Source organism: Enterobacter cloacae complex sp. IR5428 (assembly GCF_049238585.1).
Classification (GTDB): Bacteria; Pseudomonadota; Gammaproteobacteria; order Enterobacterales; family Enterobacteriaceae; genus Enterobacter; species Enterobacter intestinihominis.
Genome location: NZ_JBMKHV010000019.1, coordinates 1 through 24,994, shown reverse-complemented (window position 1 = coordinate 24,994; position 24,994 = coordinate 1). Strand labels below are relative to the sequence as shown.

Sequence of the window (24,994 nt, the reverse complement as noted above, 5' to 3'; positions counted from 1 at the left end):
CGGGGATCTTACATCCAAAAATGAGGATCTGACATGGAATTTTTCCATCTGCTCAAAGCCAGTCAGAAATCTGGCAAGAAAGATGCGGTTATTTGGTTCACTGCGAAAAGTGCAGCCCGCGCCAATCTCCAACTCGATGTTGCACTGGAAGAAGCAGGCATTGAAGAAACTGGCCGCGGTAAAGACTACGCCAAACCGATCCGCACCGATTTCCCCGTATATAACGACCTTCCGGAAGAAGGCACTGTGGATTACACCTGGTGCGAGCGCTACGCACTCCAGGACGATGGACGCACCTGGCTGCCAAAGGCTGTTGCTGAGTCGACTAGCCCTGTGGACAACACTTCCGCTCCGGAAACGACCGTTAAAGTCGAAACTATCGACGAGAGTGTTACGCTTGAAAACCGTACTCCAGCAGTCCGTTTTGCCTTCCACCTGACCTGCGACAAATATCAGACGCATATCAGTAAAGAGCAGCAGCTGGCTGCCAGCGAAATGTCGCTGGATGAAGGCAACACCTATCTCCAGAATCTGCTCCTGGCGAAGAATGACACCCCTGAAGTTGCCGAACTCAGCCTGAGCGCTGAATGGAAACTGGTCCAGGCGATTAAGCAGGTATTCGCGCCAGATGAAGAGCACGAAGTAAAGCTACTTGCTGCTTTCATGGCCGACTGGTTGAGAGTTGATGCCGGTGACCGTAATGAGGTAGTGAGAGAGTGGAAGAACGGAAAGCTTACTCTGCTCAAATCAGAAAGAACCAGCGACGCCGGGGTTGAAACTGATCAGCATATCGCTATTGATGACGGTATCCAGATCGGCGAGCACGACGATGAAAACACCCGTTATCCAGTGTGCAGAATGCCCTTCCGCAAACAACTTCTTTCACAGTTCACCACCGACGAAATGCGCCACCACGTAACCCGCGAGGAGTACGAAGCTATCAGCACGCTCGAGATGGACACTGACAACAGCTACGTTCAGAACCTGCTGCTGGCGGCAGAAAACTGCGAAGAGGTTAAGGGTTACGATACCAAAGACCTTTGGCGCTATACCGACGCCATTCGCAAGGTGTTCAGCCAGGAGAAGCGTCACGAACTCGCTTTGGTTCTTCGTTTCACCAAAATATGGACTGAAACTGATTACATTGACCGTGGCATCCTGGCGCGCGAATGGGCTGCCGGAAACCGCATCAGCAGCGTGCAGCGTACTGATTCCGGCACTAACGCTGATGGCGGCCATGTTACTGACCGCGGCGAAGGCGCACACCATACGCTGGACTCTCTCGATCTCGAGATCGCCTGCGCCCTGCTGCCGATGGACTTCAACCCACACGAAATACCAGGCAGCGTTCTGCGCCGCGCGAAGGAAATTGTCGCTAAAAAAGAGGAGCCGTGGAAATCATGGAGCAGCATTCTGCGCAACCAGCCCGGCGTTCTGGCGGTTAACCGGACGGCAATTTTTAACCTGGTGCGTATCGCTCCTGAGAACATCCACAAGACGCCTGCTGCTCACTTGGAATTTGTTAATCGAACGATGACAACAAATTTCAATTCGACAACAGAGTTAATGCCGCTGCCTTCTGCCGCTCCAGGTATTTCACGTGAAAACGTGGGCAAGCAGCTGGCAGCCGAACGTGGTGAGTTTGTCGAGGGTATTAGCGACCCAACAGATCCGAAATGGGAAATGACCCAGCGTGTGGCCACCACTACTCACGAAGAGAATTTACAACGGATTCGTGAAGAAGGTGCGCGCCGCCGCGCCGAGGAAGCGAAAGGACAACCGAAAATCACAAGTATGGGCAACGGCATATTTTCCATTGATGCCCTGCTCAACCAAAACGCCTCAAATGAAGCCGAAAAAACGGAAAACGCAGCGGAGACCACCAGCGATGTGCAGATGGAAACGACTCAGCCAGAGAAAGTCGAAAATACTGATCCGGTACAACCAGGCGAAGGCGCTGATGCAGTTGATACGCAAGCAGTTACCGTAGCTCCGGTAGAGATACTGGCCGCTGCCGCGCCAAGCCTGGCGAATCAGGAACAGGCCGGTGATCACCAAAAAACAGATTCTGCCATCAAGGAAGAGCCAGAACCTGCTCAAAGCGAACCAGAATCGGCACAACACGAACCAGAAGTGCATCAGGAAGAACCATCTGTTGAATATCCTGCTTATTTCGAGCCAGGCCGCTATGAAGGTCTTCCGAACGAGGTTTACCACGCCGCCAACGGCATCAGCTCAACCCAGGTAAAAGACGCCCGCGTCAGCCTGATGTACTTCAATGCGCGCCACGTTGAAAAAACCATCGTCAAAGAGCGCTCCGCTGTTCTGGACATGGGCAACTTAGTGCATGCGCTGGCGTTGCAGCCTGAACAGCTGGATGCGGAGTTCAGCATTGAACCGGTTATCCCGGAAGGCGCATTCACCACCACGCCGACACTGCGCGCCTTTATCGATGAGTACAACGCCAGCCTGCCGGCGCTGCTGTCTGCCGACGACATCAAGGTGTTACTGGAAGAGTACAACGCTACCCTGCCCGCTCAGGTGCCGCTGGGCGCTAGCCTGGAAGAAACAGCGCAGAACTATATGACGCTGCCAGCTAACTTCCAGCGTATCGATGCAGACCAGAAGCAGACGGCAACGGCAATGAAAGCCTGCATCAAAGAGTACAACGCCACCCTGCCGACGCCGGTTAAAACTAGCGGCAGCCGTGACGCGCTGCTCGAGCAGTTAGCGATCATCAACCCTGACATGGTGGCGCAGGAAGCACAGAAGCCACAACCGCTGAAAGTCTCTGGCACGAAGGCAGATCTGATTCAGGCCGTGAAGACAGTCAAACCAGATGCCGTGTTTGCCGACGAGCTGCTGGATGCCTGGCGCGATAACCCTGAGGGGAAAGTGCTGGTCACTCGCCAGCAGCTGGGCACCGCACTGAATATTCAAAAAGCGCTTCTGGCACACCCGACCGCTGGCATGCTGCTGACCCACCCGAGCCGCGCCGTCGAGGTGAGTTACTTCGGCTTTGATGAGGAGACGGGCCTGGAAGTTCGTGTGCGCCCTGACCTTGAGATCGACCTGGACGGCGTGCGTATTGGTGCTGACCTGAAAACCATCAGCATGTGGAACGTTAAGCAGGAAAGCCTGCGCGCCAGGCTACACCGGGAAATCATTGAACGTGATTATCACCTGAGCGCGGCTATGTACTGCGAAACCGCGGCGCTGGACCAGTTCTTCTGGATTTTCGTCAACAAAGACGAGAACTACCACTGGATCGCCATCATCGAGGCATCCGCAGACCTTCTGGAACTGGGCATGCTCGAGTACCGAAAAGCAATGCGCGCTATAGCAACCGGCTTCGACACAGGGGAATGGCCAGCGCCAATCATCGACGATTACATCGACGAACTGAACGACTTCGACCTGCGCCGCCTTGAAGCGCTGCGTACTCAGGCATAAGGGGAATGATGATGGAAAACATGAATATCGTAACTGCTGAGCAGCAGGCTCCAAACACTATCTCTGCCAGCAACTCAATTTTCAACGTTCAGGCACTGGGTCAGTTGCAGGCTTTCGCCGGGCTGATGGCCCAGTCTGTCGTTACAGTACCGGCACACTTGGCAGGAAAGCCTGCGGATTGCATGGCGATTGTTATGCAAGCCATGCAGTGGGGCATGAACCCTTACGCGGTGGCGCAAAAAACTCACCTGGTCAACGGCCAGTTGGGTTACGAAGCGCAGCTTGTTAACGCCGTAATTACCAGTTCCAGTGCCATTCATGGCCGTTTTCATTATCGTTACGGCGGCGACTGGGAACGTTGCACCAAAACCAAAGAAGTGACCCGTGAAAAAATGGGTAAGAACGGTAAGTACACTGTTGCCGAACGCGTTCGCGACTGGACTGATGAAGACGAAGAAGGTCTCTATGTTCAAGTCGGAGCAATTCTTCGTGGTGAAAGTGAAATCACCTGGGATAAACCTCTTTACCTGTCGCAGGTAGTTACTCGAAATTCGCCGCTGTGGGTTTCAAAGCCCGACCAGCAAATAGCCTATCTCGGCGTGAAATATTGGGCGCGCTTGTACTGCCCGCACGTGATCCTAGGCGTTTACACGCCTGATGAGATTGAGCAGCCCACCGAAAGGGAAATTAACCCGGCACCGGTTCAGAAAATGAGCCTGGCTGATATCAAAGGTGAAAATGTAGTAAACACGCAGGATCCTCAGGAGCCATCTGTAAATATCGACACCCTGGCCCAGGATTTCCGCGACCGCATTGAGGCCGCTCAGGATGTGGATAGCGCCAAAGCAGTCCGTGCCGACATCGAAACGGCTAAAGCGACGCTTGGATCCGCACTGTTCACCGAGCTGAAAAACAAAGCCGTTAAGCGGTACTACCTGGTCGATGCACGTAACAAGGTTGAGGCGGCTATCAACTCCCTACCTTCTCCGGAAGAACCGGACGCGACAGAGCGGTTCGCGGAAGCCGAGCGTGTGCTCGCATCTTCAAAGCGTCACTTGGGCGACGAGTTGCACGATCAGTTCAGCATCACCCTGGCGGATATGAAACCGGAATACGTGGACTAAGGGAGGCGGGAGGGTCCGCCCTCCCAGTAACAACATGACGAAAATTATCGAACGCGGGATGATTTTTAACAGCGAGATGGTGCGCGCCATCCTCGACGGCAGGAAGACGCAGACACGGCGCCCGGTAAAGTTTCCGATATTGGATAGAAATCTTGGGTGCGAGCTGGCTGGCAATGAACTGGCAGGGGAGCTGTCGGCAGGGAACTATCTGAACAGCGCATTTGGCAAGCCAGGCGACCGCATCTGGGTGCGCGAGACGTGGGCGCGCTACAACATCGACCAGAACAGCCACGACATAGCGTACCGCGCCACAACTCCAGCAGACTGGCCAGAAGAAGGCCGCTGGCGTCCAAGCATCCACATGCCGCGCTGGGCGAGCCGCATCACGTTGGAGATTACCGGGGTGCGGATTGAGCGCTTGAATGGCATCAGTGAAGCGGATGCAGAAGCGGAAGGCATCGACATGGATGCACTTGCTGACTCACAGGACTGTTACGACTGCATTGCAGGCCACAACATGACCGGAAGACCAACGGCAACAGGCGCATTTAAGTACCTGTGGGAATCCATCTACGGTTCTGACAGCTGGCGCGCTAACCCATGGGTCTGGGTGATCGAGTTTAAGCGTATCGAAGGAGATGGCCATGCGACTGATTAACCGAGGTAACCAGCAATCCCCGTTAGCGCGTCAGGCATGCGAAATCGCGCTGGCTGCCCACCAGCAAAGATACGGCGACTATGGGCGCAGCAAGATGAAAGAGACCTACACGGTGAGAGTTGAAGGCGTGAAGGTCTGGGTTGAGGTGGTGAACCGCAAGACGAGCTATGTGGCCACGGCAATGACAGGCATGCGCCGCCTGCGTGCCCTTCCCGGCCAGGTGTCCTGATAAAGAATTATCAAACGGCCCCGGTAGGGGCCCTTGGAGAATAAAGATGAGCAAAGCAACGAATAAATTTGAGCTGATGAGCACTAAAGACATCTGCGGGCAGCTGTGTATTTCCTCACGTACGCTCGAACGCTACAGGAAAAGAGCCCCAAACGAGAACCCTTTCCCTGAGCCCGATTGCGCTTACATGGGCGGCCCCAATAAATGGTTAAAAACCAAAGTTACAGCCTGGCAAATCAGAGAGATGTCCAGGACCACCCGCAAGCCTATGTCCCACTTAAACCTCACGCGTGATGATAAAGGCCGCCTCACCCGACCTGACGCGGCGTGAACTCCAGAATGTCGGGCTCGACGATGCTCATAAGTCGGGCCCACCACTTACCATATGCCACTCTCATTTCCTCAACATAGGTGTGCTTGTCGTATACCGACCACACCCCAGGCAGTTTGTGCCCGAGCATTATCTCGGCGATATGCGGCTCGGTTAGCTCTGAGAAATTCGTTCGCGCAGTTCGGCGTAGGTCATGAATAGTAAAGTGTGGGACCTGCTCGTTATAAGCCTTGAGCATGAACTTAACCAGGTTGCTGCTGATGCTCATATGGAAGCCTTCACTCATCGGCTTGTCTTCATATTTTGAAAAAACAAAGCGTCCAGGCGCCAGCTCAATGGCCCGTTTTATCAGCGGGAGCATTTCCGGGATGATAGGTCGAATTATCGGTTTCTTTGTCTTCCGCCCTGTCTTGTGGTTTTCCCATGGAACAGTCCAGATCCCTTCTTCAAAATCAAAGTGTGCGACTTCAGCCTGCCGGAGTTCGCCGACCCTGCACGCCCATATCAGTGACAATTTATAGAGGATCTTGTTTCGCTCAATGAGTCGGGAATCCTCAATGGCTCGCCAGACAATCGCCAGTTCTTTACGGTCCAGGGTTCGCTCACCCATTTGTTTCTGGATGCCGAAATCACGCCCAGACATTTCTGACAGCGGGTTAACTTCCAGCAGCTGCCGTTTCACTGCCCAGGAATAACACTGTCGGCCGTTGCTGATCACGCGCCGGGTGATCTCGCTGTAACCCTGGGCCAATCTGTCCAGGACAGTGAGCCAGTTGTGTAACGTGAGCTGATGCGCAGGGTATTTCCCGAGCTTGGGGAAAACGTGCAGTTCAAACGAGCGGAGGACCTGCCCGGCTGATTCTTTCTGAATGCAGACCATTGAGTGCCATTCACGGAACAGCTCTTCGAAGGTGTACTGGCTATTAATCTTGGCTTTGTCGAGGCTTTGCCTGATCCTTGGGTTTTCGCCACGGGCAAGAATAGCGGCCCACTTAGCCACTTCATCGCGCGCAGCCTTTAAACCGAACTCCGGATAGCTGCCGATCGTCATCTTGTCCTGTTTACCCAGGAAGCGGAATCGGTAGAAAAAAGTAACGGCCCCCTTTTTGGAGATACGTACCCACAGACCATCACGGTCTGCCTTTTCTTCAACTTTGTCTCGTTCGCGCCCAAGGCACGACTTTAGATAACTATCTGAAATAGCCATGATTTGTCCCTGCGTGTGTCCATCAGAACGGGGGGTTATGTGTCCATCATAGGATATGGACGCACTGGTGGACACAAAAACCATGACTTATGATGTCGTAGGTTGACTGTACATGCAAACAGTATAATTTTTGGAAAGGCTGATTTGATGGGGATCTTGAGGCGTTTTTGTCGGAGGTTTGCGGAGGCTGGCGGGGTATCAATTATCGATGTGAGCAATGATCGAAAAGTTACGTATGTTCTTCATATAGTTAAATAATTATGCCTTACGAATTCCTGGAGGCCGCTGTTCTTAGCCTGACGTTTTTCAGTGCGAAAACGCAGCATTCTACACTACAACCTCGTCTGCTGGAAATGCACTTAGAGTCAGGTATAGCGCGAAGAGACGGCGTTTACTTTATTGCGATGTAAATAATAATAAAGCCCGGCAGATCACCGGGCCTCAGAAGAGAGCGTCTCAACACGAAGTTGGTCGGGTGCCAGTGCAACGCTGAGAATGACGGGCTGCCAGGCTTCCCGGGCGGTAAGCCTTGGGGAAACGCCTTTAGCAAGCCAGAACCCGCCCACACCGCCCAAGGCGGCACCGCACATGGCGGCCAAATCTGTGCCGAACAGCATCTGGAAAACCCCGCCCATCACGAAAAGTCCGGCGAGCGGAGAAAGGTAAACCAGTATGGCGGAAGTGAGCAGGCTGCCTTCAGCGATGCCGAGCTCCACTTTTTGCCCTGCCACCAGCGGCTGATCGCTCGACACAGCAATAGTGTGCGACGTTTGCGGCCCCAGCTTATTCAATACGCGGCTGCCGCAACCGGCTCGCGAAGCGCAGCTGCTGCATGATGCTTTAACGTCACAGCTGACAAGCGCTACGCCATCCTGCCAGGATACGACCGTCGCCCACTCTTTAATCATTGCGCAGCCCTGAATTTAATGCTGTCTGAAATACGTTTTGCTGTTGGCGGCGGTAATTCACCAACAATGGTAATTTCCGCATTATCGCGTACCGTCGTGCTAACCGTCCGGCGACCGGTACGGAGCATCTGTTCGGAACTGTTCGCCGTAGCGCGATTGATATTCACCGAGAAGCTAAATAGCCCATCGGAATAGAGGCGCGATTCAACCGGTGTTTCGATAGTCGGCAGCTGGCGACGGCTGCTGGATACTTCGCTGAATCCTTGCGGGATCCAGGAAGGTACCCAGTTGAAATTGACAGAATCGCCGGCAGGTACGGAAAGCAAAGGCGGCAGGCTGGCTTTGGCCAGATTCTGCATACTGTTGCCAACCTGACCGTTCACGTCGAAGGAGATCACGCGGAACTGCTCCAGCGTTTCACCGTCGCGATCGAGCAGATCAACGCGCATCGGCAGCTTCGTCTCTGCGTCAATCCAGACGATATAGCTGTAACGTGTCCCATCCCGCGCGACTACGCGGATCACTTCGCACAACCTGTCGGCAATACGCGTTCGCCCCACTGAGATAAAATCATAGTAGGGGGCGAGACGTTTAAAATCGGTGTAAATGAGCGATGGCAGGGAATCAACGATGTAGTCACCATTGAGCGTAAACGGCTCAAGGCCTGGCTCGAAATAGCTGATTTCGTTCCCACGCTGGACCACTTCCCGACGCGGGCCATCCATCTGTAAAAGCTGGGCGAGCGGCTGATTATCAAGGCGGGCGTGGCGATAGCGTAACGATTCGACACCCTGCTTATTGATGCTAATAAATGCCAACTCGTAATTGAGTGACTGGCTGGCCAGATTCATTTGCTGCAACAACGCCCCGGATGAAACATCAGCCGAGGCGTTAGCAGAGAAGAACAGGCTACCCGCCATCAAAGACATGGCGAACCAAAGTTGCTTCATTACTGCGATTGCGTTCCTAAAGTTTGGTTTCCTGGCACCTGCACAGCAGCCTGCTGGGTTTGGGCCTGCTCAAACTGAAGCTGCTCGGAGTGCAGACGACGCTGCAACTCGTAATCCTGCAACATCGCATTAATGCGACGACGCTGCTCCTGTACCTGCTGTTGCTGTCCGCCGCTTGCGGAGGCATCTGCCGGTACGCCCAGGCTAACCGGACTGGCTTTACCCATCATCGGCAGCGTATTGAACACTGGCGCTTCAGGCTGCTGACTGGCTTCAGACTGGGTATTATAGTGCTGGACCCCAACGATAACTGCAAGCGATACACACGCAGCGACTCCCATCTGGGTGAGCTGGCTGGCCCATGGACGCACCTTGTGCCAGAACGGCATTTTCTGCCACTGGTGAGGTGCAGGCTGCGCTTCAGGAATAAGCGGCGTGGTCTGATGAACAGGTTCGTTCTCAATGGCCGCCATAACGCGTGCTGAGATATCGAAATGGAGAACATCGCTGGTATCACCCCGCAGAGTGTCGCGGATAAGATGATAGTTCTCCCAGGTCTGTTGCATTTCGGGAGAATGAGACAACTCATCGAGCAGCTCACTATCCAGCATTTCACCATCCATTAAAGCGGAAAGTTTTTCTTTCTGCATGCCTAATACCTTTTCCAGTATCCCGCTATCGTCAACGCCTGATAAGCGGTTGAACTTTATTATCAATGGCTTCTCGCGCACGGAAAATTCGTGAACGAACCGTGCCGACCGGACAATCCATGATGGCGGCTATCTCTTCATAGCTTAGGCCATCCAGCTCCCGTAACGTAATTGCCATGCGTAAATCTTCCGGGAGCGACTCGATCGTGCGAAAAACGATTTGTCTCAGTTCTTCTGACAACATTAAGTTCTCAGGGTTCGAAATTTCTTTCAGCGCGCCGCCACTTTCGAAGTTTTCTGCATCGATAGCGTCAACATCACTTGAAGGCGGACGACGCCCCTGAGCAACCAAATAATTCTTAGCCGTATTGACTGCAATACGATACAGCCAGGTATAAAAAGCACTATCCCCCCGGAATGAATCCAGCGCGCGATAGGCCTTAATAAAAGACTCTTGTACCACATCAGGAACATCGCCTGACGGTACATAGCGGGAAACCAGACTCGCTACCTTATGCTGGTAGCGCACCACCAGTAGGTTAAAAGCTTTCTGATCTCCCTTCTGGACCCGTTCAACCAGGACCTGGTCCGTTAACTGCTCGCTCATCCGAGGTAATGTCTCCCCAAACCAAATTCCACGCGTTATCGAAACGCCACTCTAACAACATTGCACTTTGAGCAAGCACCGAATTAGAGCGTCTGTTCTTCAATAAGTTCCGTAACGCCTTTGTTTTTGTTCATCGCGCCGCAGACCGTTCATTTTCTCTCATTATAAGTCTGTTCACGATACGCACCCGCTTTCTGACAAGAATCATTAACTTTATCGTCAGAAGAGTAACGCAACACAGGCTTTATTTCACCACAAAATCTGAAGCTAACGATCTGCTTCGCAAAATAATTCCAGTCATTTAGCGATGATTTAACTTCCGGCCATCCGTTTAGTCATTGCAACACGCTTCAAAAAAAACGTGCGATAACTCGCATCACAATGCTATTCTGCCCAGACCATGTTTAGTAAATTAAACAAACATCATGAATACAACGCCTGAACTCCATTGTGATGTACTGATTATCGGCAGCGGTGCTGCTGGCCTCTCCCTCGCGCTGCGCCTGGCGGAACATCAGAACGTAATCGTGCTGAGTAAAGGGCCGATGAGCGAAGGTTCCACCTTCTATGCACAAGGCGGTATTGCCGCCGTGTTTGATGAAACGGACAGCATTGCCTCACACGTAGAAGACACTCTGATTGCCGGTGCCGGGATCGTGGATGAGCATGCCGCAGAGTTTGTCGCCAGCAATGCCCGCCACTGCGTGCAATGGCTTATCGACCAGGGCGTGCTGTTTGATACGCAGGTTCAGCCTAATGGTGAAGAGAGCTATCATCTGACCCGTGAAGGCGGGCACAGCCATCGCCGTATTCTGCACGCTGCTGATGCAACAGGAAAAGCGGTTGAAACCACGCTGGTCAGCAAAGCCCTCAGCCATCCCAATATTCGGGTGCTGGAGCGCAGTAACGCCGTCGACCTGATTATTTCCGATAAAATTGGCCTGCCCGGCACGCGCCGTGTTGTCGGCGCATGGGTGTGGAATCGGAATAAAGAGAAGGTGGAAACCTGCCAGGCTAAAGCCGTTGTGCTGGCGACCGGCGGCGCCTCCAAGGTTTACCAGTACACGACTAACCCGGATATCGCCTCCGGAGACGGTATCGCCATGGCCTGGCGCGCAGGCTGCCGCGTAGCGAATATGGAGTTTAATCAGTTCCATCCTACCGCCCTGTTCCACCCGCAGGCACGTAACTTCCTGTTAACTGAAGCGTTGCGCGGCGAAGGCGCGTATCTCAAGCGACCGGACGGTTCCAGGTTTATGCCGGACTTCGACCCCCGAGGTGAACTTGCCCCGCGGGATATCGTGGCCCGCGCCATTGACCACGAGATGAAGCGGCTTGGCGTGGACTGTATGTATCTGGACATTAGCCATAAACCGGCAGACTTTATTCGCCAGCACTTCCCGATGATTTATGAAAAGCTGCTGAGTCTGGGTATCGATTTAACCCGCGATCCGGTGCCGATTGTGCCTGCCGCCCACTATACCTGTGGCGGGGTGATGGTTGACGATCATGGTCGTACCGACGTGGATGGTTTGTATGCGATCGGCGAGGTCAGTTACACCGGCCTGCATGGTGCGAATCGCATGGCATCAAACTCATTGCTGGAGTGTCTTGTGTATGGGTGGTCGGCTGCGGAAGATATAACCAAACGCATGCCCTATGCACGTCCAACAACGCACCTGCCAGCATGGGATGAAAGTCGGGTAGAGAACCCGGACGAACTGGTGGTTATCCAGCATAACTGGCACGAGCTGCGGCTTCTCATGTGGGATTATGTCGGGATTGTACGCACAACGAAGCGTCTGGAACGCGCGTTACGCCGCATCATGATGTTGCAGCAGGAAATTGATGAATATTACGCCAACTTCCGCGTTTCCAATAATCTGCTGGAGCTGCGCAACCTTGTGCAGGTTGCCGAGCTGATTGTACGCTGTGCGATGATGCGCAAAGAGAGTCGTGGCCTGCATTATACGCTGGACTATCCCGACCCGCTGGAAACGTCCGGCCCGTCGGTGTTGACGCCGCAGGTTCACATAAACAGATAAAAGGCCTGGGTCAGGGCAGTGTAATCTTCGGAATAACGCTGGTCTGGCCCGCGAATAACCATCCTGTCGGTAAAGCACTCCCCCTCTTTCGGCGAGAGCGCCAGCAACACACGGTGCGGTAAGCGACCTTCCGTATCCGAAATATCGGTACGAAGACGCAAACTCCAGCCGATATCCCGAGCGATCTCAATGAAGGTGTTACCCGTGCTTTCGGGCAAGACCACGCAGAAAAATCCCTCTTCCGAGATGAGTTCCGCCGCGCTGGTCAGTAGCGCCTTGTGATCGAGCGAGCCGGTGTAACGTGCCTGCTCGCGTTCCGGCGTTCCACACTCCACACCTGGCGTGAAATACGGCGGATTGCTGACGATCAAATCGTAACGCGCAGTCTGCTCCGGTGCCCAGGTCAGGACATCGGCGCATTCCACCCTGATCCGTTCTGCCCACGGAGAATCGGCAGCGTTTTCGCTTGCCTGCTGGGCCGCCTGAGGATCAAGCTCAACGGCGTCGATAGTGACGTGTTCTTCGGTACGCTGCGCCAGCATCAGCGCCTGAAGTCCGCTGCCCGTACCAATATCCAGAATGCGTTTTACACCTGCGACAGGGGCCCATGCACCCAGTAAAATACCGTCTGTACCGACTTTCATTGCGCAACGATCGTGCGCCACAAAAAATTGTTTAAACGTAAAACCATCGCGGCGCAACTGCGCTTTGAGTTGAGACATGTCAGGGCAACCTTCTGTGTGAAACTGGAGTAGCATAGGGGAAAGCGAAGTGGTCGAAAAGCGATATCCATACAAACAGATGAAGATTACAGCCGTAACGTCTATAATCAGCGCCCCACACAGAGGTAGAACATGACTGTAACGACTTTTTCCGAACTTGAACTCGATGAAAGCCTGCTCAATGCTCTTGAGAGTAAAGGCTTTACACGCCCGACCGCCATTCAGGCCGCGGCCATTCCGCCTGCGCTTGAGGGCCGCGATGTGCTCGGTTCTGCGCCAACCGGCACGGGGAAGACAGCAGCCTACTTGCTGCCTGTGTTGCAGCATTTGCTCGATTTTCCGCGTAAAAAATCAGGGCCGCCGCGCATTTTGATCCTGACCCCGACCCGTGAACTGGCGATGCAGGTTGCCGAACACGCGCGTGAGCTGGCGGCGAACACCCATCTGGATATCGCGACCATCACCGGCGGCGTAGCGTATATGAACCACGCCGAAGTGTTCAGCGAAAACCAGGATATCGTTGTCGCGACGACAGGCCGTCTGCTGCAATACATAAAAGAAGAGAACTTCGACTGCCGGGCGGTGGAAACGCTGATTCTCGATGAAGCTGACCGCATGCTGGACATGGGCTTTGCCCAGGATATCGAACACATCGCGGGTGAAACGCGCTGGCGTAACCAGACAATGCTGTTCTCGGCAACCCTTGAAGGGGATGCCATTAAAGATTTCGCCGAACGTCTGCTGGAAGATCCGGTGGAAGTGTCCGCTACGCCATCGACGCGTGAGCGTAAGAAGATCCATCAGTGGTACTACCGCGCAGATAACCTTGAGCATAAGGTTGAGTTGCTGAAACATCTGCTGAAGCAGGAAGAAGCAACCCGTACCATCGTCTTCGTACGTAAACGTGAGCGAGTGCATGAGCTGGCAGAAATGCTCCGCAACGCTGGCATCAACAACTGCTATCTCGAAGGTGAAATGGCACAGGTTAAGCGTACCGAAGGGATTAAGCGCCTGACCGATGGTCGCGTGAATGTGCTGGTTGCAACCGACGTTGCCGCGCGCGGGATCGACATCCCGGACGTGAGCCATGTGATCAACTTTGATATGCCGCGCAGCGGTGATACTTACCTGCACCGTATTGGTCGTACCGGCCGTGCGGGCCGCAAAGGGATTGCTATTTCTCTGGTAGAAGCGCACGACCATCTGCTGCTCCAAAAAATTGGCCGCTACGTTGATGAGCCGCTAAAAGCTCGTGTGATTGACGAACTTCGTCCGACGACACGTGCGCCGAGTGAAAAAATGACGGGTAAACCGTCCAAGAAAGCGCTCGCGAAACGTGCTGAGAGAAAAGAGAAAGAAAAAGAGAAGCCGCGCGTGAAGCAGCGCCACCGCGATACCAAAAATATTGGTAAGCGCCGTAAGCCAAGTTCTGCTGCGCCAGAGACAAAAACTGAAGAGTAAAAAAAAGCCGGGACATTCCCGGCTTTTTTATTCCACCCCCGAAGCTGAAACCTTACAGGCTTTCAGTAAAGGTACGGGCGATAACGTCGCGCTGCTGTTCCGGAGTCAGAGAGTTGAAACGCACCGCATAGCCAGACACACGGATGGTCAGCTGCGGGTATTTTTCTGGGTTCTCAACAGCATCCATCAGCGTTTCACGACGCAGGACGTTAACGTTCAGGTGCTGACCACCTTCCACGCGCACTTCTGGTTGCACTTGCATTGGAATTTCACGGTATTCAATTTCGCCCAGTTTGCTCACCGGAACGATTTCGTCTTCCGCAAAACCTGCTTTCGCTACTACACAGCGCGCTTCGTTTTTCTCGCTGTCCAGCAGCCAGAAAGAGTTCAGCAGATCGTCATTTGCAGCTTTAGTAATCTGGATACCTGTAATCATGTGTTGCCTCCCTTAGGCTACATTAACTGATGCTGGCCTTTTGCGGCCAATTGGTAAAACCATTGTTTGTTGTGTGTATATATAACATTCAGACCCGGGTGATTTATTGATTTAAATCAACAAAATCACTAACCACATAAAGAGTGTGGTCTGAATTTTTTGTTTTAGATCAATTTTAATGATTTACCAATTCAACTTACCCTGCCTGGTTTTCAACATAAATTGAGACACTTAGCCGCTTTTCCGCGGGTAATTTTGCTCACCAGGCATTAGCAGGTAAGCTAGGCAGAGAATGAAATTCGCAGGAGAGCGAGATGACAACACCTTTAACCTGGCATGACGTGCTGGCAGAAGAGAAGCAGCAGCCCTATTTTATTAATACCCTCAGTACCGTTGCGGCTGAACGGCAGGCCGGCCAGACAATTTATCCACCGCAGAAAGATGTATTTAACGCCTTTCGCTACACCGAACTGAGCGACGTGAAGGTGGTTATACTGGGGCAGGATCCGTACCATGGTCCCGGGCAGGCTCACGGACTGGCATTTTCCGTGCGTCCGGGCGTGGCCATTCCCCCTTCTCTGCTGAATATGTATAAAGAGCTGGAAGGAACGATTCCGGGTTTCACCCGCCCTAATCACGGTTATCTGGAAAGCTGGGCGCGCCAGGGCGTGCTGTTGCTGAATACCGTATTAACCGTCCGGGCGGGTCAGGCACACTCCCACGCCAGTCTGGGATGGGAAACCTTTACCGATAAGGTTATCAGCCTAATCAATGAGCATCGTGAAGGCGTCGTGTTTTTACTCTGGGGTTCACATGCCCAAAAGAAAGGGGCGATTATCGATCGTCAGCGCCATCACGTACTGAAAGCACCGCACCCGTCGCCGCTGTCTGCGCATCGCGGTTTCTTTGGCAGTAACCATTTTGTTCTGACGAATGAGTGGCTGGAAAAGCGTGGCGAAAAGCCGATTGACTGGATGCCTGTGTTACCGGCAGAGAGTGAGTAGGGTTTGAATGTGCCGGGTCAGGCCCGGCACATATAAGGCTTATGCCTTGTTCTGACGCCACCATTCGGCCAGCAGCACGCCGGTCGCAACGGATACGTTCAGGCTTTCAACGTTGCCAGTGCCGTCGATAGAAACGCTCATGTCAGCGCTGGAGAGTGCCGCATCAGACAGACCATCGCGCTCCTGACCTAACACCAGCACCATTTTGCGCGGCAACGTCGCTTTAAACAGCGGCGTAGCGGCGCGGCTTGAGGTGGTGACAATGGTGTAGCCCGCGTTACGGAATTGCTCAAGGGCCTCCAGCACGCTGTCGCCGGTGATCGGCTGAACATGCTCAGCACCGCCTTCCGCGGTACGGATTGCCGCACCGGATTCCAGCAGCGCGGCATCCTGCAACAGAACGCCTTTCACGCCAAAGTGCGCGCAGCTACGCATCATAGCGCCCAGGTTATGCGGGTTACCCACATCTTCCAGCGCCAGCACACAGTCATCGGCATCCGCCTGGCTCACCCACTGCTGCACGGTGGTGCCGTTACGTTTTTTGATCAGGAAGCAGACGCCGCCGTGGTGTTCAGTCCCGGACGCTTTTGTCAGCTCGGCATCGTCAACCACGTGGTAGGCTTTACGGTTCGCCGCCATCCAGCGCAGCGCTTCTTTAAAGCGCGGGGTCACGCTCTGGATAAACCATGCGCGAACGATACACTCCGGGCGGCTCTGGAACAGGGCCTGACAGGCGTTCTCACCGTAGACACGGGTTTCTTCCGCACGCTGACGACGCAGCACTTCCGGATCGATAAAGCTTTTTCCGCTGATACCGCCGTGATCGGCTTTTTCGGTCGCCTCTTCACCGGGCGCGCGAGAAACGGTACGCCATGGCGATCCACCGTCGCGGACAAAATCATCGCGTTTGCGATCGTCACGCTTACGGTCATCACGTTTGCGGTCATCGCCGCGGTTATTTCTGTCATCGCGGGCGGGGCGACGGCCACCGTCTGCACGAGAAGACGCCGGACGCCCGCCACCTTTTCCGGTACGCGGATTTTGGGTGCGTTTATCAGAGTCATCATCACTGCGGACATACATCACTTTGACCTTGCCGCTTTTGTTTTTCATTTCGTCGTTCATGCTTTTCTCCACCAGCGCTGCGCGAAGCGCGCAGATTACCCGATGTGCAAGCTCATAGCCATAATTTCGTACAAAAGCCTGTGACTATTGTTCCCATTGAATAAAACGCGTTGTCGATTTATACAGGCTCACTGATAATATGTAACATATCAGAAACATTATCGGCGTTCTGCCGTTGTTCCACGGCTCTATCAGAGGTTAGTTATGAATACCGTATGTGCCAACTGTCAGGCTTTAAACCGCATTCCGGACGATCGGATGGATGACGGTGCGAAATGCGGGCGTTGTGGCCACGAATTATTTGATGGCGATGTCATTAACGCGACGGGTGCTACGCTGGACAAACTCCTCAAGGACGATCTGCCTGTTGTGGTCGATTTCTGGGCACCGTGGTGCGGCCCCTGCCGTAACTTTGCGCCCATCTTCGAAGACGTGGCTGAAGAGCGCAGCGGGAAAATGCGTTTTGTTAAAGTGAATACCGAAGCGGAACGTGAACTCAGCGCCCGTTTTCGCATTCGCAGCATTCCAACCATTATGATTTTCAAAAATGGGGAAGTGATCGACATGCTCAATGGTGCAGTACCGAAGGCGCCTTTCGACAGCTGGTTAAACGAATCCCTGTAACATTCACGGGGCACATCTTGTGCCCCGTTCTCTCCTCTGCGAAAATGGGGTTTTTCCTGCCTTTTCGCCCATGACTGATAACGCTGTACTTCAATTACGCGCCGAGCGCCTTGCGCGCGCAACCCGCCCTTTTCTGGCCCGAGGCAATCGTATTCGCCGCTGCCAACGCTGCCTTTTACCGCTGAAAGTGTGTCTGTGCGAAACGCTTGCACCGAGCGAGGCGAAAAGCCGCTTTTGTCTGGTCATGTTCGATACCGAACCGATGAAGCCCAGCAACACGGGGCGTTTGATCGCCGATATTCTGCCCAATACCGCAGCGTTTCAGTGGTCGCGCACTGAGCCACCTCAGGCTCTGCTTGACCTGGTGGCAAACCCGGACTATCAGCCCATGGTCGTTTTCCCGGCATCATATGCAGGCGAACAACGCCAGGTGCTTACGGCGCCACCATCCGGTAAGCCGCCGCTGTTTATTATGCTCGACGGCACCTGGACCGAAGCAAGAAAGATGTTTCGCAAAAGCCCTTATCTTGATGCGCTGCCGGTGATTTCCGTCGATCTGTCGCGCGTTTCGGCCTATCGCTTACGAGAAGCGCATGCCGAGGGTCAATATTGCACCGCTGAAGTCGCCATTGCGCTACTGGATCTGGCGGGCGATACCCAGGCGGCCAGCGCATTAAGCTCCCACTTCTCCTGCTTCCGCGAACGTTATCTGGCAGGAAAAACCGTTCATAAGGGTAGCGTCACAGCAACAGAGACAGAAAGCGTTTAAAATCATCAGGTCGCTTGCATTCACAGGAGGCCTGCATGAGCCAGAGAGGGTTAGAAGCGCTACTCCGTCCGAAATCCATTGCCGTTATTGGCGCCTCGATGAAACCGGACCGCGCAGGGTATCTGATGATGCGTAACCTGCTGGCTGGCGGGTTTAACGGCCCGGTCATGCCCGTTACGCCCGCTTATAAAGCGGTACAGGGGGTGCTGGCATGGCCGGACGTGCAAAGTTTACCGTTTGTTCCCGACCTCGCCGTGCTCTGTACGCATGCGAAACGAAACCTCGAATTGCTTGAGTCGCTCGGTCAGAAAGGCTGTAAAACCTGCATTATTCTTTCCTCGCCTCCTGAACAGCAGCCCGAACTGCTGGCCTGCGCCAGCCGCTACCAGATGCGCATTCTTGGTCCAAATAGCCTCGGTCTGCTTGCGCCCTGGCAAGGGCTGAATGCCAGTTTTTCCCCGGTTCCGATCCGTAAAGGCAAACTGGCCTTTATTTCACAGTCGGCAGCGGTATCCAATACCATCCTCGACTGGGCGCAGCAGCGTGAGATGGGCTTTTCCTATTTCATCGCCCTCGGCGACAGCCTGGACATTGACGTCGATGAGCTGCTGGATTTCCTGGCGCGTGACAGCAAAACCAGCGCTATCCTGCTCTACCTTGAACACCTGAGCGACGCCCGTCGTTTTGTGTCGGCGTCGCGTAGCGCATCGCGTAATAAACCGATTCTGGTCATCAAAAGCGGGCGCAGCCCCGCGGCTCAGCGCCTGCTGCATTCCCATTCCGGGATGGATCCCGCATGGGATGCAGCGATCCAGCGCGCCGGTTTACTGCGGGTACAGGATACGCACGAGCTTTTTTCCGCCGTCGAAACGTTGAGCCACATGCGTCCCCTGCGCGGTGAAAAGCTGATGATTGTCAGCAACGGAGCCGCTCCCGCCGCCCTGGCGCTGGACGAGCTCTGGCTACGCAACGGCAAGCTGGCCACGCTGGGTGAAGAGACGCTCCAGCGCCTGCGGGACGCGTTACCGGGAAGCGTTGTTCCCGATAATCCCCTCGATTTGCGCGATGATGCCAGCAGCGATCGTTACATTAAGGCGATCACGATTTTGCTGGATAGCCAGGACTTTGATGCGCTGATGATTATCCATTCGCCCAGCGCGGTTGCGCCAGGCAGCGAAAGTGCACGAACGCTGATTGAGGCTGTCCGAAACCATCCGCGCGGCAAATACGTCACCCTGCTGACCAACTGGTGCGGCGAGTTCTCCTCGCAGGAAGCGCGACGTCTGTTTAGTGAAGCCGGGTTGCCAACCTACCGTACGCCAGAGGGCACCATAACCGCGTTTATGCATATGGTTGAGTACCGCCGCAACCAGAAGCAGCTGCGTGAAACGCCTGCCCTACCGGGCAACCTCACAGCAAATTCGGTGGACGTACACAGTTTATTGCAACAGGCCATCGAAGAGGGCGCCACTTCGCTTGATACGCATGAAGTGCAACCCATTCTTGGCAGCTATGGGATGCAAACACTGCCGACCTGGATTGCCGGTGACAGCGCTGAGGCGGTACATATCGCTGAGCAGATTGGCTATCCGGTCGCGCTGAAGCTGCGCTCCCCCGATATTCCGCACAAATCGGATGTTCAGGGCGTCATGCTGTATCTGCGCACCGCGACAGAAGTACAACAGGCCGCGGATGCCATTATCGATCGCGTTAAAATGACGTGGCCACAGGCCCGGATCCACGGCCTGCTGGTGCAGAGCATGGCTAACCGAGCAGGTGCGCAGGAGCTGCGCGTGGTCGTCGAACACGATCCGGTTTTTGGTCCACTTATTATGTTGGGTGAAGGCGGCGTTGAATGGCGGCCAGAAGAACAAGCGGCTGTCGCGCTTCCACCTTTAAACATGAACCTGGCGCGTTATTTGGTTATTCAGGCCATCAAAAGTAAAAAAATCCGCGGCAGAAGCGCTCTGAGGCCGCTTGATATCGCCGGGTTAAGCCAGTTTCTGGTGAAGGTCTCCAACCTCATTGTTGACTGTGCGGAGATCCAGCGCCTGGACATCCACCCGCTCCTCGCTTCCGGAAATGAATTCACTGCCCTCGACGTGACGCTGGAAATTGCGCCATTTGTCGGTGACCGGGAAAGCCGTCTCGCCATTCGTCCTTATCCTCTCCATCTGGAAGAGTGGGTGGAGATGAAAAATGGAGAGCGGGCACTGTTTCGTCCTATCCTGCCGGAAGACGAGCCGCTGCTGCGAGCGTTCATCTCGCAAGTGACGAAAGAAGATTTGTACTATCGCTATTTCAGCGAAATTAATGAATTTACCCACGACGATTTAGCCAATATGACCCAGATCGACTACGATCGAGAAATGGCGATTGTGGCGGTCCGCCGTTCCGCAGAGGGAGAGGAGATCCTCGGCGTGACGCGTGCCATTTCCGACCCGGATAACGTGGATGCGGAGTTTGCCGTACTGGTACGTTCCGATCTTAAAGGTTTGGGTTTGGGCAGACGGCTGCTCGAAAAACTCATTGGTTATACGCGCGATCACGGATTGTCACGGCTCAATGGCATTACTATGCCAAATAATCGGGGTATGGTGACCCTGGCGCGGAAGCTCGGTTTTGACGTTGATATCCAGCTGGATGAAGGCATTGTCTCTTTGTCCCTCAGCCTGACTTCGACGGATAAACAAGAGTAAGCTGCTGGAAATGTTACCCACTTTTCCCGGCACTGGGGTATCATTGTCCGCTTATGTTGTTTGCCTGGTACAGACAACCCTTCAATGAACAGAGAAGAAACGCACTGTGATGTTGTCAAAATTTAAGCGTAATAAACATCAACAACACCTTGCTCAACTACCGAAGATTTCTCAGTCAGTTGATGATGTAGAGTTCTTTTATGCTCCCGCTCATTTCCGGGAGACGCTTCTTGAAAAGATTGCCAGCGCTACGCGACGTATTTGCATTGTGGCGCTCTATCTTGAACAAGATGAAGGTGGGCGTGCGATCCTGAACGCGCTCTATGAAGCGAAACGTCAGCGTCCGGAACTGGATGTTCGCGTGCTGGTTGACTGGCACCGTGCTCAGCGTGGCCGTATTGGTGCGGCTGCCTCGAATACCAATGCTGACTGGTATTGCCGCATGGCCCAGGAAAATCCGGGTATTGATATCCCGGTATATGGCGTACCGGTGAATACCCGTGAAGCGCTTGGCGTTCTTCATTTTAAAGGATTTATCATTGATGACAGCGTCCTTTATAGCGGCGCCAGTCTGAATGATGTGTATCTCCATCAGCTCGATAAATACCGTTACGATCGCTACCATCTTATCCGTAATCCGCAGATGACCGACATCATGTTCAACTGGGTTGATAAAAACCTGGTTCATGGCCGGGGTGTGCACCGTCTTGACGATCCTCATCGCCCGAAAAGCCCGGAAATCAAAAACGACGTTCGCTCCTTCCGCCAGGAGCTGCGCGATGCGATTTATCGTTTCCAGGGTGATGCCAATAATGAAGAACTATCCGTTACGCCTTTGGTAGGCCTGGGTAAATCCAGCCTCCTGAACAAGACTATCTTCCATTTGATGCCGTGCGCGGAGCATAAGCTCACCATCTGCACCCCTTACTTCAACCTTCCCGCCGTTCTGGTGCGTAATATCATTCAGTTGCTGCGTGATGGTAAAAAGGTGGAAATCATTGTCGGGGATAAAACGGCAAACGACTTTTTCATTCCGGAAGATCAGCCTTTCAAGATCATCGGCGCACTGCCTTATCTCTATGAGATTAACCTGCGCCGCTTTCTGAGCCGTTTACAGTACTATGTGAACACGGACCAGCTCGTCGTGCGCCTCTGGAAAGATGAAGATAACAGTTATCATCTCAAAGGAATGTGGGTTGATGACGAGTGGATGCTGCTGACCGGTAATAACCTGAACCCACGCGCCTGGCGTCTGGATTTGGAAAACGCCATTCTTATTCACGATCCTCAGCATGCGTTAGCCGCGAAACGCGATCGTGAGCTGGAGCTTATACGCACGCATACCACAGTGGTTCGTCATTATCGCGATCTGCAAAGCATCGCTGATTACCCGGTGAAAGTTCGCAAGCTGATTCGCCGTCTACGTCGGATCCGTATCGATCGCCTCATCAGCCGCATTCTGTAATACACGAGCCCTGTCATCGACGGGGCTTTTTTATGGAGCCTGTTAATGCGTACGCCTTGCCTGATAATCCCTCTTTTGCTGACAGGTTGCAGCCATATGGCTAATGATAACTGGTCGGGTCAGGATAAAGCTCAGCACTTTCTGGCGTCGGCAATGATGTCCGCTGCGGGTAATGAGTATGCGCTGCACCAGGGTTATAGCAGGGATCGAAGTGCCACAATAGGCCTGATGTTCTCCATCAGCCTGGGGGCATCAAAAGAACTTTGGGATAGCCGCCCCTCGGGAAGTGGCTGGAGCTGGAAAGATTTTGCCTGGGACGTAGCCGGGGCAACAACCGGCTACGCCGTCTGGCAGATGGCGCATTATTAAAGGCGGATACCTTTTCCTTTGCGATGCAGCATCAGCGAGACAATAAACGCCAGCGCTCCCATTACGGTGACATACCAGAAGAAGGTCGTTTCACTGCCCCACGACTTAAGCGATAGCGCGACATACTCCGCCGAACCGCCGAACAGGGCATTCGCGACCGCATAAGACAGGCCTACACCCAGCGCCCTCACCTGTGCGGGAAACATTTCCGCTTTCAAAATGCCACTGATTGCCGTGTAAAAACTGATAATAATGAGCGCCACCATGATTAAAGCGAAAGCGGTATACGGAGAGGTTGTATGCTGTAGCGCCGTCAAAAGCGGAACGGTACCCAGGGTTAGCATGCCGCCAAAGATCAGCATGGAGGTACGGCGACCAATTTTGTCCGACAGCGCGCCGACAATCGGCTGGATGAGCATAAAGACGAGTAACGCCACCGTCATGACGACACTCGCAACGTTTGCATGCATGCCCGTAGTGTTGACCAGATATTTTTGCATATAGGTGGTGAAGGTATAGAAGCTTAGCGAGCCTGCGGCGGTAAAGCCTAATACCATCAAAAATGCTTTGCGGTTACGCCACAGCCCTTTCATCGAACCAGCTTCTTTCAGCGCCCTGACCTCCTGTTGGGAGGTTTCATCAAGCTGACGGCGTAGCCACAGCGCCACAACCGCCAGGGCTGCCCCCAGGGCAAACGGAATGCGCCAGCCCCAGGCGCGTAAATCTTCATCGCTAAGGATCTGTTGAAGGATCACCACAACCAGTAACGCCAGTAGCTGTCCGCCAATGAGGGTTACATACTGGAATGATGCATAGAAACCTTTGCGCCCTTCAACCGCCACTTCGCTCATGTATGTCGCACTGGTGCCATATTCGCCACCGACCGATAGCCCCTGGAACAGACGTGCCAGCAACAACAACGCCGGTGCCCATGTTCCGATAGTCTCATAACCGGGCAGGCAGGCAATCACCAGCGAGCCGACGCACATCATGCATACGGAGATGAGCATGGATGTCTTGCGCCCTTTCCTGTCCGCGATCCTGCCGAATAGCCATCCACCGATAGGGCGCATCAGGAACCCGGCGGCAAAAACGCCTGCGGTTTGCAAAAGCTGAGTTGTGGTGTTCCCTGACGGGAAAAAGATATGCGCAAAGTAGAGTGAACAAAATGAATAGACGTAAAAGTCAAACCACTCTACAAGGTTTCCTGATGAGGCCCCAACGATTGCCCAAACCCGACGGCGAGTATCCTTACCTGCCAAATTGGTGTTATCCGTATCTGCACTGGCTACGGTTTCTGTCATTTTAATATCCCCTGTCTCACATTGCGGGCCTTTGCCCACAAACAGTAAAACCGGATTTAAAACGAATCGTTAGGTAAATAAAATGTTTCCAATATGTTTCATTGCGTTTTGTGAACTCGATCAGCTATCTAATTATTAGCGGACGCAGTAATTATCCCCAGGACTGCTGGTGGGCCTTTTTTCGCTGCAAGTAATCTTCGTCTGCACGAATTTTATCCCACCACTTTTTGAAGACTGCGGCTGCTTCTGCTTTCACTGGATCGTGATCGAGGGGTTTGACTTGTCGTTCCGCATCATACTTTTTACCGCCCTTATGATTCGCGTATCGCCGGGCGCGGGTATAGCCCATTTGTATGAATTTACGCGCCATATCCATGCCTACAAAATCGTTTTTACTGCGGTACTCTTCAAAGAGAGCGTATATCTCTTGTGCCGAACGCGCTGCGACTTCAGAATTTTTAAAACGCCAGTGTGGAAGGATTTCGCTTTTATAAGGCTCGACCATCAATACGCCCTGCTCACCCCGGCCAACCTGATACCGTTCGGGATGTTCGCGAAAATTTATATTTGCAAAATCTTGTTGGTAATCAAAAGGACGAGTCAAAGCGGCACCATTGTTAAAATCGTTTTAACAATTGTAGGCCGGATAAGGGGAAGCCGCCATCCGGCATGTTTTTCCGTGCACAAAGCAAAAAACCCCGCACCTTCCGGTACGGGGATCTTTCTGTTTGATGCCTGGCAGTTCCCTACTCTCACATGGGGAGACCCCACACTACCATCGGCGCTACGGCGTTTCACTTCTGAGTTCGGCATGGGGTCAGGTGGGACCACCGCGCTAAAGCCGCCAGGCAAAT

General features: G+C 53.6%; 22 protein-coding genes, 1 rRNA gene and 1 pseudogene. 13 read left to right on the top strand and 11 right to left on the bottom strand.

Annotated features, from left to right (window positions below; genetic code table 11):
• The first annotated feature begins 33 nt into the window (after window positions 1-33).
• From ACOTXC_RS20425 to xis, 5 genes and pseudogenes are all read left to right on the top strand, one after another.
• The gene (locus ACOTXC_RS20425) at window positions 34-3,453 is read left to right on the top strand and encodes a RecE family exodeoxyribonuclease (RefSeq protein ID WP_006811604.1); all 3,420 of its coding nucleotides are present in this window, start codon (window positions 34-36) and stop codon (window positions 3,451-3,453) included.
• Window positions 3,428-4,577: pseudogene (locus tag ACOTXC_RS20420) on the top strand (RecT family recombinase). Before ACOTXC_RS20425 ends, ACOTXC_RS20420 begins: the two are co-directional and overlap by 26 nt.
• A 34-nt stretch (window positions 4,578-4,611) precedes the next feature.
• Window positions 4,612-5,235, top strand: coding sequence for a hypothetical protein (locus tag ACOTXC_RS20415; RefSeq protein ID WP_006811606.1), 624 nt, complete (start codon window positions 4,612-4,614; stop codon window positions 5,233-5,235).
• Entirely contained in the window at window positions 5,222-5,464 is a 243-nt protein-coding gene (locus ACOTXC_RS20410) for a DUF4060 family protein (protein ID WP_032674007.1), read from the top strand. Before ACOTXC_RS20415 ends, ACOTXC_RS20410 begins: the two co-directional genes overlap by 14 nt.
• 46 nt (window positions 5,465-5,510) lie before the next feature.
• Window positions 5,511-5,795 carry an excisionase Xis gene (gene xis / locus ACOTXC_RS20405; protein WP_023314677.1) on the top strand — a complete coding sequence of 95 codons (285 nt, stop codon included), beginning with the start codon at window positions 5,511-5,513 and terminating at the stop codon, window positions 5,793-5,795.
• Here xis and ACOTXC_RS20400 read toward each other — a convergent pair.
• The 5 genes from ACOTXC_RS20400 to rpoE form a co-directional block, all read right to left on the bottom strand.
• The gene (locus ACOTXC_RS20400) at window positions 5,773-7,002 is read right to left on the bottom strand and encodes a tyrosine-type recombinase/integrase (RefSeq protein ID WP_006811608.1); all 1,230 of its coding nucleotides are present in this window, start codon (window positions 7,000-7,002) and stop codon (window positions 5,773-5,775) included. The two genes, xis and ACOTXC_RS20400, sit on opposite strands and share 23 nt — an antisense overlap.
• 431 nt (window positions 7,003-7,433) lie before the next feature.
• Window positions 7,434-7,910, bottom strand: coding sequence for a SoxR-reducing system protein RseC (rseC, locus tag ACOTXC_RS20395; protein ID WP_022649042.1), 477 nt, complete (start codon window positions 7,908-7,910; stop codon window positions 7,434-7,436).
• Complete coding sequence (gene rseB / locus ACOTXC_RS20390) at window positions 7,907-8,860, bottom strand: sigma-E factor regulatory protein RseB (protein WP_022649043.1); 954 nt, start codon at window positions 8,858-8,860, stop codon at window positions 7,907-7,909. The genes rseC and rseB overlap by 4 nt, the downstream gene beginning before the upstream one ends.
• Complete coding sequence (rseA, locus tag ACOTXC_RS20385; protein ID WP_022649044.1) at window positions 8,860-9,510, bottom strand: anti-sigma-E factor RseA; 651 nt, start codon at window positions 9,508-9,510, stop codon at window positions 8,860-8,862. Before rseA ends, rseB begins: the two co-directional genes overlap by 1 nt.
• Before the next feature lie 31 nt (window positions 9,511-9,541).
• On the bottom strand, window positions 9,542-10,117 hold the full coding sequence (rpoE, locus tag ACOTXC_RS20380; protein WP_006176728.1) for an RNA polymerase sigma factor RpoE: 576 nt from the start codon (window positions 10,115-10,117) through the stop codon (window positions 9,542-9,544).
• A gap of 425 nt (window positions 10,118-10,542) precedes the next feature.
• Here rpoE and nadB point away from each other — a divergent pair, with 425 nt between their 5' ends.
• Entirely contained in the window at window positions 10,543-12,162 is a 1,620-nt protein-coding gene (gene nadB, locus ACOTXC_RS20375; RefSeq protein ID WP_022649045.1) for an L-aspartate oxidase, read from the top strand.
• Here the strand turns inward: nadB and trmN are convergent.
• The gene (gene trmN, locus ACOTXC_RS20370; RefSeq protein ID WP_023306727.1) at window positions 12,147-12,884 is read right to left on the bottom strand and encodes a tRNA(1)(Val) (adenine(37)-N(6))-methyltransferase TrmN; all 738 of its coding nucleotides are present in this window, start codon (window positions 12,882-12,884) and stop codon (window positions 12,147-12,149) included. The genes nadB and trmN overlap by 16 nt on opposite strands.
• Window positions 12,885-13,016: 132 nt before the next feature.
• On the opposite strand from trmN, the gene srmB reads away from it, so the two are divergent.
• Window positions 13,017-14,345, top strand: a complete 1,329-nt coding sequence (gene srmB, locus ACOTXC_RS20365; RefSeq protein WP_022649047.1) for an ATP-dependent RNA helicase SrmB — start codon at window positions 13,017-13,019, stop codon at window positions 14,343-14,345.
• 52 nt (window positions 14,346-14,397) lie between these two features.
• On the opposite strand, the gene grcA is transcribed toward srmB, so the two are convergent.
• Window positions 14,398-14,781 (bottom strand): autonomous glycyl radical cofactor GrcA, encoded by a 384-nt coding sequence (grcA, locus tag ACOTXC_RS20360; RefSeq protein WP_022649048.1) that lies wholly within the window; start codon window positions 14,779-14,781, stop codon window positions 14,398-14,400.
• A 314-nt stretch (window positions 14,782-15,095) separates the two neighbouring features.
• Here grcA and ung point away from each other — a divergent pair, with 314 nt between their 5' ends.
• Window positions 15,096-15,785 (top strand): uracil-DNA glycosylase, encoded by a 690-nt coding sequence (gene ung / locus ACOTXC_RS20355; RefSeq protein WP_003860729.1) that lies wholly within the window; start codon window positions 15,096-15,098, stop codon window positions 15,783-15,785.
• 39 nt (window positions 15,786-15,824) lie between these two features.
• On the opposite strand, the gene ACOTXC_RS20350 is transcribed toward ung, so the two are convergent.
• Window positions 15,825-16,910, bottom strand: coding sequence for a tRNA/rRNA methyltransferase (locus tag ACOTXC_RS20350; RefSeq protein ID WP_023300740.1), 1,086 nt, complete (start codon window positions 16,908-16,910; stop codon window positions 15,825-15,827).
• A 204-nt stretch (window positions 16,911-17,114) separates the two neighbouring features.
• Here ACOTXC_RS20350 and trxC point away from each other — a divergent pair, with 204 nt between their 5' ends.
• From trxC to ACOTXC_RS20325, 5 genes are all read left to right on the top strand, one after another.
• Window positions 17,115-17,534 carry a thioredoxin TrxC gene (gene trxC, locus ACOTXC_RS20345; RefSeq protein ID WP_003860733.1) on the top strand — a complete coding sequence of 140 codons (420 nt, stop codon included), beginning with the start codon at window positions 17,115-17,117 and terminating at the stop codon, window positions 17,532-17,534.
• Window positions 17,535-17,604: 70 nt separating this feature from the next.
• Window positions 17,605-18,303 carry a tRNA-uridine aminocarboxypropyltransferase gene (gene tapT / locus ACOTXC_RS20340; RefSeq protein ID WP_022649050.1) on the top strand — a complete coding sequence of 233 codons (699 nt, stop codon included), beginning with the start codon at window positions 17,605-17,607 and terminating at the stop codon, window positions 18,301-18,303.
• A gap of 35 nt (window positions 18,304-18,338) precedes the next feature.
• Window positions 18,339-21,002, top strand: a complete 2,664-nt coding sequence (locus ACOTXC_RS20335) for a bifunctional acetate--CoA ligase family protein/GNAT family N-acetyltransferase (protein WP_063849974.1) — start codon at window positions 18,339-18,341, stop codon at window positions 21,000-21,002.
• A gap of 109 nt (window positions 21,003-21,111) precedes the next feature.
• Window positions 21,112-22,467 (top strand): CDP-diacylglycerol--serine O-phosphatidyltransferase, encoded by a 1,356-nt coding sequence (gene pssA, locus ACOTXC_RS20330; protein WP_022649052.1) that lies wholly within the window; start codon window positions 21,112-21,114, stop codon window positions 22,465-22,467.
• A gap of 45 nt (window positions 22,468-22,512) precedes the next feature.
• The gene (locus ACOTXC_RS20325; RefSeq protein ID WP_022649053.1) at window positions 22,513-22,836 is read left to right on the top strand and encodes a YfiM family lipoprotein; all 324 of its coding nucleotides are present in this window, start codon (window positions 22,513-22,515) and stop codon (window positions 22,834-22,836) included.
• On the opposite strand, the gene ACOTXC_RS20320 is transcribed toward ACOTXC_RS20325, so the two are convergent.
• From ACOTXC_RS20320 to rrf, 3 genes are all read right to left on the bottom strand, one after another.
• Window positions 22,833-24,140 carry an MFS family transporter gene (locus tag ACOTXC_RS20320; protein ID WP_421767938.1) on the bottom strand — a complete coding sequence of 436 codons (1,308 nt, stop codon included), beginning with the start codon at window positions 24,138-24,140 and terminating at the stop codon, window positions 22,833-22,835. The genes ACOTXC_RS20325 and ACOTXC_RS20320 overlap by 4 nt on opposite strands.
• Window positions 24,141-24,291: 151 nt before the next feature.
• Window positions 24,292-24,744 (bottom strand): DUF4385 domain-containing protein, encoded by a 453-nt coding sequence (locus tag ACOTXC_RS20315; protein ID WP_032622345.1) that lies wholly within the window; start codon window positions 24,742-24,744, stop codon window positions 24,292-24,294.
• A gap of 129 nt (window positions 24,745-24,873) precedes the next feature.
• Window positions 24,874-24,989 (bottom strand): 5S ribosomal RNA (gene rrf / locus ACOTXC_RS20310).
• Window positions 24,990-24,994: the final 5 nt, after the last annotated feature.

What these genes read in the sequence shown, in the direction of transcription:
- ACOTXC_RS20425 (WP_006811604.1), top strand. Translation starts at nt 34, where the DNA reads ATGGAATTTTTCCATCTGCTCAAAGCCAGTCAGAAATCTGGCAAGAAA.
- ACOTXC_RS20415 (WP_006811606.1), top strand. Translation starts at nt 4,612, where the DNA reads ATGACGAAAATTATCGAACGCGGGATGATTTTTAACAGCGAGATGGTG.
- ACOTXC_RS20410 (WP_032674007.1), top strand. Translation starts at nt 5,222, where the DNA reads ATGCGACTGATTAACCGAGGTAACCAGCAATCCCCGTTAGCGCGTCAG.
- xis (WP_023314677.1), top strand. Translation starts at nt 5,511, where the DNA reads ATGAGCAAAGCAACGAATAAATTTGAGCTGATGAGCACTAAAGACATC.
- ACOTXC_RS20400 (WP_006811608.1), bottom strand. Translation starts at nt 7,002, where the DNA reads ATGGCTATTTCAGATAGTTATCTAAAGTCGTGCCTTGGGCGCGAACGA.
- rseC (WP_022649042.1), bottom strand. Translation starts at nt 7,910, where the DNA reads ATGATTAAAGAGTGGGCGACGGTCGTATCCTGGCAGGATGGCGTAGCG.
- rseB (WP_022649043.1), bottom strand. Translation starts at nt 8,860, where the DNA reads ATGAAGCAACTTTGGTTCGCCATGTCTTTGATGGCGGGTAGCCTGTTC.
- rseA (WP_022649044.1), bottom strand. Translation starts at nt 9,510, where the DNA reads ATGCAGAAAGAAAAACTTTCCGCTTTAATGGATGGTGAAATGCTGGAT.
- rpoE (WP_006176728.1), bottom strand. Translation starts at nt 10,117, where the DNA reads ATGAGCGAGCAGTTAACGGACCAGGTCCTGGTTGAACGGGTCCAGAAG.
- nadB (WP_022649045.1), top strand. Translation starts at nt 10,543, where the DNA reads ATGAATACAACGCCTGAACTCCATTGTGATGTACTGATTATCGGCAGC.
- trmN (WP_023306727.1), bottom strand. Translation starts at nt 12,884, where the DNA reads ATGTCTCAACTCAAAGCGCAGTTGCGCCGCGATGGTTTTACGTTTAAA.
- srmB (WP_022649047.1), top strand. Translation starts at nt 13,017, where the DNA reads ATGACTGTAACGACTTTTTCCGAACTTGAACTCGATGAAAGCCTGCTC.
- grcA (WP_022649048.1), bottom strand. Translation starts at nt 14,781, where the DNA reads ATGATTACAGGTATCCAGATTACTAAAGCTGCAAATGACGATCTGCTG.
- ung (WP_003860729.1), top strand. Translation starts at nt 15,096, where the DNA reads ATGACAACACCTTTAACCTGGCATGACGTGCTGGCAGAAGAGAAGCAG.
- ACOTXC_RS20350 (WP_023300740.1), bottom strand. Translation starts at nt 16,910, where the DNA reads ATGAACGACGAAATGAAAAACAAAAGCGGCAAGGTCAAAGTGATGTAT.
- trxC (WP_003860733.1), top strand. Translation starts at nt 17,115, where the DNA reads ATGAATACCGTATGTGCCAACTGTCAGGCTTTAAACCGCATTCCGGAC.
- tapT (WP_022649050.1), top strand. Translation starts at nt 17,605, where the DNA reads ATGACTGATAACGCTGTACTTCAATTACGCGCCGAGCGCCTTGCGCGC.
- ACOTXC_RS20335 (WP_063849974.1), top strand. Translation starts at nt 18,339, where the DNA reads ATGAGCCAGAGAGGGTTAGAAGCGCTACTCCGTCCGAAATCCATTGCC.
- pssA (WP_022649052.1), top strand. Translation starts at nt 21,112, where the DNA reads ATGTTGTCAAAATTTAAGCGTAATAAACATCAACAACACCTTGCTCAA.
- ACOTXC_RS20325 (WP_022649053.1), top strand. Translation starts at nt 22,513, where the DNA reads ATGCGTACGCCTTGCCTGATAATCCCTCTTTTGCTGACAGGTTGCAGC.
- ACOTXC_RS20320 (WP_421767938.1), bottom strand. Translation starts at nt 24,140, where the DNA reads ATGACAGAAACCGTAGCCAGTGCAGATACGGATAACACCAATTTGGCA.